The following is a 13,762-nucleotide window of genomic DNA, read 5'->3' on the forward strand; positions in this document are numbered from 1 at the left end:
ATATTTTTTTAATTAACTATTATCCATTAAAAAAAGCGCAGTACCTTTACCACTCTACCTGGCAAGTACTGCGCTTCTTAAAAACTCTTAACTATTCTCTTCGATTGTTAGATCGAGTGATTACTCAATGATTGTTACATCGACTGTGCGGACGCCCCACTCGTATGCTTCACTTTTGTTTGGTACGTGTACGTCAATCTTGTTGCCGTTAATAGCGCCACCAGTATCTGCAGCAATAGCAGTACCATAGCCTTCAACGTGAACTTTTGTACCTAATGGAATCACGTCTGGATCAACAGCGATTACTTTCTTGTTTGGATTAGCATTTAGGTCGACGCCAGTTGCTGTCACACCTGTGCATCCTGCGCAATCAGCTGTATAGGCTGTTGCTGATACTGAGATTGTTCGTCCTTCTGGGTCATTCTGTGAAGAAGACTGTTCTTCTGACGATTCATTATTGTTGCTAGATGTGTGTTGAACGTCATCTGATGTGTCTTGTTCAGCTGTTTCCTGAGATTGACTAGATTCATTGGATGAACTGTCAGCTGATGCAGACGTTGATTCATTTGTACTTTGTTGTACATTAGCACCATCTAGATTAAGTTCTTGTCCAACGATAATGAGATCTGAATTAAGCTCGTTCCATTGCTTAAGTTCATTTACCGATACACCATGTTCTTGACCGATGGCGAATAATGTATCGCCACTCTCAACTGTATATGATTCAACAGCATTGGAATTATCAAGCTCTAGCGTTTGACTAGGATAGATTGTCGTTGTATCTAAATCGTTTATATCAACTATATTTTCTACTGTTGTGCTATTTTCTTTTGCGATGCCCCAAAGCGTATCGCCTGATTCTACTTCATAACCTGCTGCAGATGCTGTAGTTGCTGTAGCGCCCGCAATAATAACACCTGTAGCAATTGAAGCTACTAGTTTTTTCATGGGTGTTTCCCTCCTTTAATGTCTTACAAGCCACATCATAACACGTTGTGACAGGCTTTGTGGTTACAGGCGCGTTAAGTGTTTATGACGAGATTTTTCCAATAAGCCAATTCTATCTCGAAGTATTAACAACATATTTCAACAATCTTTTTCACTGTAATACTTGATAATTTTCTGATTTGTATAACAACTCACTTCCCCACTCGCATAAAAAAATACACCTTCCAAACAGCTATGAACTGCTTGAAAGGTGTAAAGTCCACCTCTATTTTATCGGTTGATTTTTAGTATAGGTTTAATTGTCTCACCATTTTTAGAGTTTTCAAAGGCTTGGTTAATGTTTTCAAAGTCATAGAATTTAACCAGTTTATCGAACGGGAATTGTCCTGCTTTGTAGTATTCAACTAAATCTGGAATGAAGACATTGGGTACTGAATCACCTTCAATGACCCCGACCATTGTTTTTCCTTCAGCCATTAAGTCATTATGCACGTCGATATCCATTTCTGGCGTCACACCCACGATCGCCGATACACCTAGGGGACGTAATGCTTGTAAACTCTGGCGAACAACTTCCGGAACACCTGTCGTTTCCACTGCATAAGTCGTGCCGCCGTTAGTTAATTCTTTAATCTCTTCTAAGACATCAACTTTTGAACCATTTAAGGTATGTGTTGCACCAAGCTCTTTTGCTAGCTCCAGTCGTGAATCGTGCACATCAACAGCAATAATCTTTTTACAACCAACTAATTTAGCCGCCATGATTGCACTTAAACCAACTGCTCCTGCTCCATAAATCGTAATAGCCGAACCGAACTCTGGCTTAATGCAATTCAGAACATTACCTGCTCCTGTTTGAATCCCACATCCCAAAGGCCCTAATAACGCTAGATCCACATCTTGATCGACTTTGACAACATTACGCTCGTGAGCAACGGCATATGTACCAAATGACGATTGGCCAAAGAATGTTGAAAGTGGTTGACCATCTTTAGATAAACGATGTGTCGAATCATCATGTGTACCACCGAAATTTAATTCATTGAACGTTTCACATCATTAACATCTCTATTTAACCATTAAATGCGACTCGCTCATTGTAATTGATATGATATAACCTTTGCATTATTGATCATTTTCATTCGCTAGTGATTCCGTTCACTGTATAGATTCCTTACCCTTGTCAAAAACTATATGTAAATCACCAAGGAGGAGATCATCAATGAGTGGAAAACCCAAAGGACCAAAACAGCAGGAAAAACCAGACTTACCAAAGAGTCCGAAACAGCCGTATGGTAAACCCATGCAAGGCTCACACAAGGTAAAACAGAAAAATCATACACGGCAAAAACAAAAAACAGACCATGATATGTAGACTTTAAAGAAAAAAGTCCAATTCACATAAACATGCTCATTCTCCATGAAGCAATCCCGTAAGACGTTAATGGTCATACGGGATTGTTTCTTTGAATTTGATTATGTCATGAAGACGTTCTGCATGTACTTATCCTTTGACCAGTAGAGAATAAAGTAAAGGATATCAACCACAATAAATAATAGAAATTGGACATCTGATTTTTTATTTTAATCAGGAAGCATGAACCCAAGATATATTAAGCAACTTTTGAAAAGAGGGGGATGATTTTGGATTTCAATTTCATATGGAAGGCTGTCCTCGTCGTCGTAGGGGGAATAATGATTTTGCGGTTAGCAGGAAGAAAATCCATATCACAGCTTACGGTTGCCCAGACTGTCATGATGATCGCTATTGGTTCATTGATTATTCAACCTGTTGGCGACAGAAGTATTTGGATTACCATGGTGAGTACAATTCTCATGGTAGGTACACTTCTCTTAGTTGAGTATGTCGTTTTGAAATCGGATGTCCTTGAGACGTTTATTTATGGAAAATCACTTACAGTAGTCGAAAACGGCCAAATTAATGAAAGCAATTTAAAAAAACTACGGCTATCAGTTGATATGCTTGAAATGCGAATGAGACAACAAAATATCCAACATATAAGTGATATACAATGGGCTACTATAGAACCGAACGGTCAGCTAGGATATATGCTAAAAACTGATAACCAATATGCTACTAAACAGGATATTCAGATGCTCAAATCGCTAATTGAATCAAATCAACCTCATCCTCAGAATGGAAACTCAGCAACTCAACCAAATACGCAAGATAACATATTTACTGAGGTCAAAGACAGGAAGCATAAACAACAGCCTAAAAAGAATCTGGATTAAGAGCAATGATCTGGTAAACCCATGCAAGAATCACACAAAGTCAAACAGCAAAATCATACACGCCAAAAACAAAAATCGGATCATGAAAAAATCTTGGTTCACATTAAAATGTACTTACTACACAAAACAAATCCCGCGCGAGCATTTACGTCGTACGGGATTTGTTTTGTAGATTCGATTGTGCCGAATGATCGACTTAAAGCCAACTAAGTCCATTTGTTCATTAATTTGAACCTAATGCTTCACCTGTTATCAACTCATATAATTCTTCTGATTCTTCCTTATCTAACTCCGCGTAATCGCCATTGTCCGTGTTAATTACATCGATCCTATCTTGTTGAGGATGAATCCAAATTCTATAGTCGTCTAAAACGTAGTTCGGTGGATATTGCATGTCGACATCACTCGTTCCGTCCCAAACCGCATTTTCTAAAAGTTCTCGGATCTGTTTTGTTTTCTCTCCACTTAATGACGATAAACCTTCAAATTGTTTGATCTGGTTTTGGAGAAAAGGATGTTTATCTGCAGATCCTACTTCATACCTTTCAAATGAATTGGCAATTTTGATCATCTCATCACGTTGAACAGGATCTTCTATCGATCGGATCGAGAGTTGAATCATTAAACCATCGCTCTCCCAAGCGATTATTTGTCCTGGTCGGTCACTTGGGGTCTCATAATATTTAGCTTCAATCCCATTATCGAGCGTCACCCGTTCATCATAATCTTCAATTTCTTCGTATGAGACGTGTTCAGACTTATGTGAAAAACTAACATCCATTTTCCTCACTGGATCTGTATGCGAATAATAGACAACTTCGGGTACCAAGTAGTCAGGATTATCCTCTTGTGTATAGACAATTTCACTATCTTGGATTTCTCGAGATCCTAAATAAAGATGATCGTACTCCACATCATGTATGTCGAATGGGGCATAAGTCGGTAAATAAAAGGCTCGATCAAATTTTTCAAGTTCAGGAATCTCAACAGATTTTTCATCCCCTGTAAAGAAGGCGTCCATATTTGGAAAAAAGAAAATAATGAAAGCTAAAAAGATGACCACAAATGAACCGCCGATTGCTACAATAGATTGGCGGTTTTGCTGCCACCAACTTTGTCGCTCATGCTTTTCTGCATCTTCCATAATAGCTTGATGGATGTCGTCTCTCTTTCCAGGTTCTATTTGTTTACTTGGCATGGACTTTAAAAGTTCATCAAGATTCTTATTGTTCACGCGGATCACCTCCGATCTCTTGTGCTAAGCTTTGTTTGGCTCGGTGATATGTAGACCTTACTTTATTTTCTGTCCAATTTAGAACATCCGTCGTTTCTATAACACTTAACTCTTTTATTCCTCTTAATATAAGCACATCCCTAAAGGCAGGCTTAAGCGATTGGATCGCTTGATAAACGACTTGTTTTTCTTCGTCTAATTCAAGCTCATGTTCTGGCGTTCTCTCTGTTTTGGGTTCATGATTCGTTTCGAATGGAATGATGCTTTTCCATTTCTGTCTTTGTCTTTTTCGGATTTCATCGATGGAAATGTTCCGAGCAATACTGTACAACCAGGTTTTCGGATTAGCGTCGCCATTAAAGAAATCCAAACCTTTATAAGCCCGAATAAACACTTCCTGCAACAAATCCTCCACATCCGCTTCTCCAACTCTATAAAGTAAGAAACTATAGAGCTCATCACTATAGAGTTCATACCAAACTGAGATCAGTGTCGTTTTTTGCATGAGCTGTCCCCCATTTTACGTTCTATATCATTAGACGAATACGCTTCCAAGATATCGCAACGTTCAAAAATTCATTTTAATCATTGTATATTTTTTCATACTGTCAAAGAAAGAGGAAGCATGACATTGACTGAAAAAGATGGACATCAGACAAAAAAACGCCTCTTCAAGCCATCGTTCCTGAAGAGGAGATAAAGTGATTGAGTCGTTATAGATTAACAATTGCGTGTATTATTGTTGCTAGTTGTGATGTTATTATGACTTGCTCTGTCACGTGAAGCCGTCAAAGATTTATCATTATTTCTTTTTTGTCCTGAAATGCCACTAAGGTCGTTGGTTACAATCCCCAATAAACGTTATCGGACTCAAACGTGCTGTAAACGTCGTGCTAAATGAATTCCCTAATAGATCACGAGCATTAATTTGCCATGTCCCCATGTTACCTGGTAACAGCGTCAATATAATCTCTACATCAAATATATCATCGAATAAATTTCCACTAGCCATGGCGGTTCCATGTACTCTAGCAGTATTGGCTGTGCAATCAATGTGAACCCTTCTTCCTTGAACAAAATTAATCGTGGTGCCTCCAGATCTAAATGTTATATTAAAGTTATCAACGGCAGGATTACACATAGGTGCTGCCGTAAAACATTCAACGGCCGTCACATTAATCGTTCCTTCTAAGGTTGAAGGGACACCTTGTTGAGTAATATTAACAGTTGCTGGGGCTCTATTACCTTGAATACCGATACGGAACTTACAAGGACATTCTTCTTGAGCAGGACATTCTACATCCGTTCCGACATGTGTCGAGACAGTTTCACCGTTCACCATAGTAGTTGCCGTAATCAACACTGATGTCAAAGGCGTATTCTCTTGTACCGTCACTGTCGTTGAGAAATTTCCGTTCAGAGACAGTGTAGGGTTTGGACTGAATGTGAGAATATCTGGGAAACTACTTAACGTAACGTCAGCCCCACTAATAGGTCCATCACAGTCAATTGAACCAGTAATGACCGCTTCACAATTAATATTAGCTGGAACGTCTAGTGTTAAGACACAAAGGTCATCAGGACAAACGATTTGGGTATCAATAGAACTCGAAACGTTCTGACCTTCGACTATGGTTGAAGCATCAATTGTAATGGTCTGTAATGACGTCCCAGGTTCAACCGTCACACCTACAAAGAAGTTCCCATCAGTACCCGTTATAATTTGGTCATGAGCAAAAGTGACATCTGATGAATCTGACGTGACCTGAATAGTAGCGCCTTCAATTGGTGTGCCACCACACATCACTCTTCCTTCAACAAATCCGTCGCATTCAATGACATCTGTCGTAAATAGTTCAATAAGGCAAGGACCCTGGCACTCTACAATCGTATCTAGTGAGGTGGTAATTGGTAAACCACTAACGAACGTATTAGCTGTAATGGTAACGGAAGTTGGTGGGGTTCCAGGTGGAATAGTGAGATTCGTATCAAAATTGCCATTAGCATCTGTCAAAGTCGTTTCAGGAGAGAATGTCACAATGTCTGGGGCTGCACTTAATGATACTTCTGCGCCGTCAACAGGTATGTCACCACAAAGCACTTGACCTTGAAGATCACCTTCACATACATAGGCCGCATGGACAAAAAGATGCGCATCACAAGGCGGGTTATCACAATCAAGCACTAAATCGTCTACATTGAAATTCAGTTGATACGTATTCGGGCTGACAATCCAATCATAAACCTTGCTTGTCGATAAACAAGCTAATTCATTTTGTAAGATATGATTTGAAGAAACGGACGTATCATTTGTTGATTTATTAGCATTAACATTGCCTTGGGATTCTTCAGAGATTGTAGTAGAAGGAAATATCTCTGGACATTGATTTGGAAGTTTCATCGAGCAACGATTCAAGTTAAGCTCTTGGCGCGGTGTACACCATTCTGCAGGAATATTAATGACGGTGTCAGTAACCATTTGTATATCTTGGCAAGTCGTTAAGAATAGATTTACTGAGGTTACTAGTCCATCTTGACAGTTTAGTTGCGCACGACAATCAAATTGAGTGAGATGACATTCAAGCTCTGTACCCTCTGGCGCACACAACAAATAAGTTTCATTAAAACAAAACGGAAGAACTTGGCTGCGACAGGTCGTTCCAGGTCCAGTAATTTCAATGATAAAAAATCCACTAATTTGAACGGACACTTGTTGTAAGATTATGACCTCACCACTTGGTAACGTCTTAGTGACATCTTGTCTGCCATTTTGCTGAGGTATTTCTTTGCAACTGACCGAACCTGGTGATAAAGGATCTAAAGGCGTTCCTTCTTGATCTGTAAGAATACAATTTGCGGTTAAAACATCACACAGGTTAAGCTGGTTCAACATAGCGCCTCCTCCCTAAACTCATTCATATAGTAAAACATAAACTATATTATTCTGAGCCTAAACACTATGCTTGGGAAAAGAACTAATACCTCCTGAAATAGGTATGAAGATTTGATACTTCTGCAGAAATTGACACAAACGCTTTCCAAAAACCCGCATTCTTATCAAGTCTAATCACTCTTCATATGCCACTAGAATTGAGGAAAACAGTTGAAGATGTTCTTGTTTATCTTTGAAAAATTACCCTGCTGGAACAATTTTTCAATTAAGTGAAGAAAAATGTAATTCTTCATCCAACATTTCAGGCTCCTGATCAGTCACTTGGATTTTTAGAACTGGCCCTGCGTGAATTATGACATACGAAGGTTCTAACCTCAGCACAATAGTAGATAAAGCTTTCTTACCATCTTTATCAAATCCATATCCTTGAATACTTGTAATTAAATCATGTTCAGTTGTAAAACTAGAGCACACTATAATATGATCTTGATCCCCGTTAAGTCCTTCTGTTAGTTCATATTTAAACGGATAAGGGGCTTCCTGCTCAAAGAGTTCAAGAAAATCCTCCCCATCATCATTTTCAGCACCAACGATCCTCCAATAATACAGTTGATGCGAATTATAGTTGTGAAATTTTATTAACAATTCACTCGAATAAATGGCCAAATCTTTACCTAATTGATTAATGTGAAGAGGGTTCGAAAACATGCCTAACAACAACCACTCTTCGTTTGAATCATTACTCTCCCATTTCATTTCAACATCCCACCTGTTTTATAGTTATTTATAAATGCTATAAATCCTTCAATCAATTTACTCTTTTGCTCAATAAAATTTTATTCACCCGCTATTCGTTAAAGTGGTAGCCAACTTTATATTTCTCCAAGAGATTTTACTTTCCAAAGTATAGATTTTTTCCCTTATCAAAAGCTATATGTAAATCACCAAGAAGGCGATCGTTAATGAGAATGATTTGGTTGCCATTATTGATCTAAATAAAGATGCCATTACATAAACAGCAACCAAACTTGGTCGTGAAAAAGAGTACGAAGTCGATACAGGAAATCTAAAACAGGATTAGGCAAGATACGGCAGGAGGAGCAATACCATATGACACTATCTGTTTTAGCTGAAATCATAATGATTATCTTATTAGGAATGGGGTCACAGTGGATTTCTTGGCGTTTTCAGATGCCCGCCATTGTCGTCATGTCCGTTGTTGGTTTATTGGCAGGACCCATTTTTGACCTCATCCAACCTGAAGGTACATTTGGCGATTTATATAAACCGTTAATTTCTATTGCAGTTGCCATCATTTTATTTGAGGGTAGTTTAAGTTTAAATATAAAAGAAGTAAAGGGTCTAGGTCGGCCTGTTATTCGCTTGATCACCATTGGCGCTTTATTAAGTTGGATTTTAGGTTCACTAGCTGCCCATTATGTCGCAGGGTTAAGTTGGGCTGTCTCATTCGTGATTGGCGCCTTATTTATCGTTACTGGGCCCACCGTTATTCTACCGTTATTACGTCAATCAAAGTTAAAACCAAGACCAGCCAAAATATTGAAATGGGAAGGCATTATCGTAGACCCTTTAGGAGCCTTACTAGCTGTTTTAGCATTTGAAGTCATCATCGTGTTAACGAATGGCGCAGCGGATTCATCAAGATTACTCGATTTTTTTGTTGGGTTTCTATTAGCTGGACTTCTCGGCTGGGCGTGTGGTCGTGGCGTTGGTTGGATGTTTAAAAAAGGTTATATCCCTGAATTTCTTAAATCCCCCATTGTGTTTACGATTGTGATAAGTTGTTTTACGCTTGCGGATGAAATTAAGCATGAGTCTGGACTTCTAGCCGTCACCGTCATGGGAATGACCTTAGCCAACATTGGCGTTCGGTCGATTGAAGATATGCGCCATTTTAAGGAAAATATTTCGATTCTGCTATTATCAACCATCTTTGTGATGTTAACAGCATCTTTAACGATGGACACGGTATTAGATATCTTACAGCCAGAAATCTTGGCATTTGTCGTGTTAATGTTATTTCTTGTTCGTCCAATATCTATATTGCTTTCCACGATTCGAACGGATTTATCTCTCAGTGAAAAAGCATTAGTGGGTTGGATTGCACCACGAGGGATCGTGGCTTTAACCGTATCAAGTTATTTTGCTTCTATCTTATTAGAAGAAGGATACACAGATGCAACCATTGTCACCCCTGTAACATTTGCACTCGTCTTTTTCACGGTATGTGCCCATGGCTTTACGTTAGAGCCACTAGCAAAGAAATTAGACCTCTCTATAGATGACCAACCTGGCGTGTTGCTAGTTGGCAGTAACCCTTTCTCGTTATCATTTGGGCAGTTTTTACAAAAGTTAAAAATTCCTTTTAAAATCGTAGAATCTTCTTCTGAGAAATTAGAAAAAGTAAAAGAAGCTGACTTACCTTATCATCATGGCGAGATCTTATCGGAAGAAACTGAACACTCTATAGATCTGACCCCATTTGATTACCTCATTGCAGGGACAGATTCCGATTCTTACAATGCACTGGTCTGTTCAACATATATCCCTGAATATGGCCGTCATAATGTATTTCGATTAAGCGTCGAAGAAGGTGAAACAGTTAAAGATCTAAAACCCACAATAGGCGGGCGAGTTTTATCTGATGAGGAATATTCCTTAACAACCCTTTCCGAAGCAATTGAAAATGGATTTGAATTTAAAAAAACGCCGATCACAAAGGAATATAATGACCAACAATATAACGAAGACAGAAGCGAAAGAGAAATCCGTTTATTCGTGCATAGGAAGTCAGGAGAACTAGAATTTTTCACTCCCGATTCTGAAGTAACAGCAGAAGAAGGCGATCGTATCATTAGCCTCATTCCACCAGAGGAAGAGTCGTCTTGAAAGCCATATGACGCATACAAGTATAGATGTCTTAAACTTTTCAAAAACGACTCATAACGCAATCAGCATGAGGTAACTTGAGCAAAAATCCAATCATGATACTAAAAGGAGACTGTTTGAACCACATGAACAGTCTCCTTCTATTTGGATTAGCATTTGAATACTTCCATATTGAGAATGAGAAACTCATCGGTTCACCACTATTTATGATAAGGTTCACCGTTAAATAAATCATGAAGCCATAAAACGTAATCACCCCGGTCGAATGATCACTCGGGAAACTAAAGCCCGTTCTATCAAATTGCTCAAGCGTTTCCAGACGCTGTCGTTCAAATAAAAGTTTCAGACCTTTCGTCAAACCACTGATACCAAACATGTTAATCACTAAAAATGTCTCAATCCGATAACAAGATTAAATACACGACAACCAAAACCGTAGCAACCGTGAGCCACGGAATAGACCCTGTCTCAGGGAAATAGCCCATTAAATTCATTAAACATGGCGTATTAAACGACGTTATAAACTGATTGACCATCACGCATCGAGCTTAAACGTTTCATCTTCCCACACGTCATCCGCTAACGAAAGAAAAACGTAAAAACGAGACGAACTAAGTAACAAATTTGGTTAAAACTAGTGTAACTAATCTTTTTGACAGCATCTGAAATGTTGTTAATCTGAAAAGCATCTCGGTACTCTGAAACCGAAGTTCTTACGAGCTATATAACCTTAATAGAGATCCGCAATCCCATACTGCATCAACCACACGTTTTATGTTACCTTAGTGGACCTTTCCTTCTCAAACAAGAGAGTTATAGCTTAATGTTACACAAAAATGATCGTCCGTTCCTTTGAGTATTAAAAATGATAGTAGGCATGGGCCCATGCCTACTATCAAATCACCATAATTCAGAGATCTCATATATACTATTATAATTATTAATGGAATAAACCTGCGTCTCTAGACTTTTTCATCAATTTATCAGTCTGTTTATTAACCACTCTTTTAGATAGGATACCGAATAAAAAGAAACCAACGCCAAATGAACTTAAAATGATTATATTGTGTATGGCTGTTTTCCATATGATTCCCCCGACGGCTTCACGCATTAAATCAATGGCATATGTGAACGGAAGGAATGGGTTAATTACTTGGAAAAATTCAGGTAGTAATACGACTGGGTATGTACCACCTGCACCCGCAATTTGCAAAACAAGCAAGACAATGACCATTGCTTTTCCTACATCACCCAAAAGTGAAACCAACGTAAAAGTAATTATGGTAAATACTATACTAATCAACAGGCCAAATATAACAAACCAAATCGGATGTGCCATATATGCACCCAAAATAAAGTGATCACCTAACGTAACAATTAATGTCTGCAGTAGTCCAATCGTCAAGAACGTAAGCAACTTACCAACATAACGAGCCTTGTCAGTCAGACCTACTCTGTCATGAACATCTGCAGACAACAACGATATTAGAAGAAGACCACCAACCCATATAGCTAGAACCGTGTAAAATGGTGTCATCGCTGAACCATAATTCGGGATAGGAAAAAATTCATTCTTACTTAGTTGAACTGGTTCTTCAAAAAAACTTCTTTCTGCCTCTGGATCATTCTGTAACAACTCAATAATTTCATTGATATCTGTTTCACCCTGAATTTCACGGATCCTGTCAGCGAGACTGTTGACTTTAGTATTCACATATGGATACTCATCAAGTATTGTATTCAACTTATCTTGCCCTTCACTAATATGATTCTCTGTGTTTGACAGGATTCTCTCCACCTCTGGAATCGTTGAGTTAACTTCGGATAAAATTTCCTTAGCATTAGATAGTGTTTGTTGTACGTTGTTAATTTTCTCTTTGACAACTGGTTCAATATTTTCTTTATAGTCTGTTAAAAACTCCCCAATTCTGTTTTCTGCATTTCCAGACAATTCTTCTAAATCAGTTATAACAGAATTTACTTGCTTTTCTTTATCGTCAATAAAATCTGTAATGTTTTGCCCGTTCTGCTGTGCCTCTTGAAGAGCCTCTCGAATTGTTTGCAAACTTTTAATTGCTTCGTCGATCACCTGATTCTGATTGCTATTGTTGTTTTGATTATTGTCCCCCTGTTGAGATGAATCATCCCCATTCCCATTTGCATTCTCTGTTTCGTTGTTACTATTCTGTTGGTTTTCATTTATTTCCTTCAACTGTTTCAAATTCGCTTCTATATCATCGATACGAGTAATGGCATTGTCTAATGATTGATCAATACTTCCTTGCAATTCTTTACCTTGACTGAAATCGATATCCACATTCTGAGCATCCTTCAGAAGCTCATTTATATCTTCAGCAGTTCCTTTTGCTTTCTTCATGTCTTCTCCAATTTTTGGTGCTAACTCATTCAAACGATTTTCAGCATCCGATAATAATTCCTCTGTTTCATTAACTGTCGTAAGGCCATTATCCATTGTCCGCTCAGCTTCTGGAATCATGTCTTGTGCTTTATTAATAATAGATTGCACATCTTTCGTATCTTGCAACCCCTTTGTAGTCGTATCATAAATTTCTGGAAGCTGTTTTTCCATCTCAAAAACATAGTCTTCAAACTTTTTAATATCTGGCAAGTTTTGATCTAATTCTACCCCTAGCTCGTCAAATCTATCAAAAATAACACCATTTACTGTAGAGATAAAATTGCTACTGACTTCTTCCACAATTGCACTGGCACCCTTATCTGTTATCTTCGGGGATATGGCATTAATCTTTTCGTTTACATAATAATCCATGTTGCTTTTTTCTGGATTGTCTGTAATAACCGTTGATAGTTTATCAGAGAAATCTTCCGGAATAACAATTACCGCAAAATAATCACCATTTTTCAGGTTTTCCATTGCCTTTTCACGGTCTGTAAACTGCCAATTCATTGAATCGTTACTCTTTAGTTCATTAACAAGATTGGCACCTACGTTAATTTTTTCGTCTCTAACCTGACCCCCATCATCTTCATTGACAACAGCTACTGGAATGTCGTCGGTTTGCCCATAAGGATCCCAAGAAGCCTCGATATTAAACCATGCATATAATGATGGTAATATGATGAGACCTCCAATCAAAATGGCCGCCACCCAATTACGTATTATGTTCGTCATATCATTCGAAAAAACTTTCCAACTATTTTTCATGTGTATACCTTCTTCATTCTTTATTATATAAAAGTCTTAATCTCAAGTACTCTTCATATGTCTTAAAGAGAACATAATCGAAAGAAAAAGTACCTAGTTTAAAAACTAAATTTCATTCCTATTTTACTATAATTTTAACCAGATAGCATTCGTTCTTGTTCTGTTCAGTCTTTAATTAACACAAAAGGGATAATCACCATAATAAGACAACATGTGTCATAAGTGCAAAATCTGAATGTACATAAAACGCACTTTTAACTCTATATGACCATAATAAAAATGTTCAATTAAGTACTAGCAATTCTACACACTTACTTTTGTATTTGTTTGACAA

General features: G+C 38.1%; 9 protein-coding genes and 1 pseudogene. 3 read left to right on the forward strand and 7 right to left on the reverse strand.

Going from position 1 to position 13,762, the window contains the following annotated elements; translation table 11 throughout:
- Positions 1-120: 120 nt before the first annotated feature.
- The gene (locus tag FHR85_RS04345; RefSeq protein WP_167261458.1) at positions 121-948 is read right to left on the reverse strand and encodes a 3D domain-containing protein; all 828 of its coding nucleotides are present in this window, start codon (positions 946-948) and stop codon (positions 121-123) included.
- A gap of 270 nt (positions 949-1,218) precedes the next feature.
- Positions 1,219-2,004: pseudogene (locus tag FHR85_RS04350) on the reverse strand (NAD(P)-dependent alcohol dehydrogenase); the annotation flags it as partial.
- A 166-nt stretch (positions 2,005-2,170) separates the two neighbouring features.
- On the opposite strand from FHR85_RS04350, the gene FHR85_RS04355 reads away from it, so the two are divergent.
- Positions 2,171-2,323, forward strand: a complete 153-nt coding sequence (locus tag FHR85_RS04355; RefSeq protein ID WP_167261459.1) for a small acid-soluble spore protein P — start codon at positions 2,171-2,173, stop codon at positions 2,321-2,323.
- A 320-nt stretch (positions 2,324-2,643) separates the two neighbouring features.
- The gene (locus FHR85_RS04360; protein ID WP_243864151.1) at positions 2,644-3,204 is read left to right on the forward strand and encodes a DUF421 domain-containing protein; all 561 of its coding nucleotides are present in this window, start codon (positions 2,644-2,646) and stop codon (positions 3,202-3,204) included.
- A 223-nt stretch (positions 3,205-3,427) separates the two neighbouring features.
- Here FHR85_RS04360 and FHR85_RS14545 read toward each other — a convergent pair whose 3' ends face one another.
- From FHR85_RS14545 to FHR85_RS04380, 4 genes are all read right to left on the reverse strand, one after another.
- Positions 3,428-4,438, reverse strand: coding sequence for a DUF4367 domain-containing protein (locus tag FHR85_RS14545; RefSeq protein ID WP_167261461.1), 1,011 nt, complete (start codon positions 4,436-4,438; stop codon positions 3,428-3,430).
- On the reverse strand, positions 4,428-4,943 hold the full coding sequence (locus tag FHR85_RS04370; protein WP_167261463.1) for an RNA polymerase sigma factor: 516 nt from the start codon (positions 4,941-4,943) through the stop codon (positions 4,428-4,430). Before FHR85_RS04370 ends, FHR85_RS14545 begins: the two co-directional genes overlap by 11 nt.
- Positions 4,944-5,267: 324 nt before the next feature.
- Positions 5,268-7,328 carry a BMQ_0737 family morphogenetic spore coat protein gene (locus FHR85_RS14295; RefSeq protein WP_208379600.1) on the reverse strand — a complete coding sequence of 687 codons (2,061 nt, stop codon included), beginning with the start codon at positions 7,326-7,328 and terminating at the stop codon, positions 5,268-5,270.
- 264 nt (positions 7,329-7,592) lie between these two features.
- Entirely contained in the window at positions 7,593-8,087 is a 495-nt protein-coding gene (locus FHR85_RS04380; protein WP_167261465.1) for a hypothetical protein, read from the reverse strand.
- Positions 8,088-8,441: 354 nt separating this feature from the next.
- Between FHR85_RS04380 and FHR85_RS04385 the strand changes: the two genes are divergently transcribed.
- Positions 8,442-10,241: a cation:proton antiporter gene (locus FHR85_RS04385; RefSeq protein ID WP_167261467.1), complete on the forward strand. Its 1,800-nt coding sequence runs from the start codon at positions 8,442-8,444 to the stop codon at positions 10,239-10,241.
- Between the two features lie 940 nt (positions 10,242-11,181).
- Here the strand turns inward: FHR85_RS04385 and FHR85_RS04390 are convergent.
- A complete protein-coding gene (locus FHR85_RS04390) occupies positions 11,182-13,428 on the reverse strand; it encodes a YhgE/Pip domain-containing protein (protein ID WP_167261469.1) in 2,247 nt (748 codons plus the stop codon).
- Positions 13,429-13,762 lie beyond the last annotated feature (334 nt).

The organism is Alkalibacillus almallahensis, assembly GCF_011761495.1.
Classification (GTDB): domain Bacteria; phylum Bacillota; class Bacilli; order Bacillales; family Alkalibacillaceae; genus Alkalibacillus; species Alkalibacillus almallahensis.

Excerpts from the sequence above, each read along its gene's own strand:
- FHR85_RS04345 (WP_167261458.1), bottom strand. The coding sequence starts at position 948 with ATGAAAAAACTAGTAGCTTCAATTGCTACAGGTGTTATTATTGCGGGC.
- FHR85_RS04385 (WP_167261467.1), top strand. The coding sequence starts at position 8,442 with ATGACACTATCTGTTTTAGCTGAAATCATAATGATTATCTTATTAGGA.
- FHR85_RS04355 (WP_167261459.1), top strand. The coding sequence starts at position 2,171 with ATGAGTGGAAAACCCAAAGGACCAAAACAGCAGGAAAAACCAGACTTA.
- FHR85_RS04360 (WP_243864151.1), top strand. The coding sequence starts at position 2,644 with ATGATTTTGCGGTTAGCAGGAAGAAAATCCATATCACAGCTTACGGTT.
- FHR85_RS04390 (WP_167261469.1), bottom strand. The coding sequence starts at position 13,428 with ATGAAAAATAGTTGGAAAGTTTTTTCGAATGATATGACGAACATAATA.
- FHR85_RS04380 (WP_167261465.1), bottom strand. The coding sequence starts at position 8,087 with ATGAAATGGGAGAGTAATGATTCAAACGAAGAGTGGTTGTTGTTAGGC.
- FHR85_RS04370 (WP_167261463.1), bottom strand. The coding sequence starts at position 4,943 with ATGCAAAAAACGACACTGATCTCAGTTTGGTATGAACTCTATAGTGAT.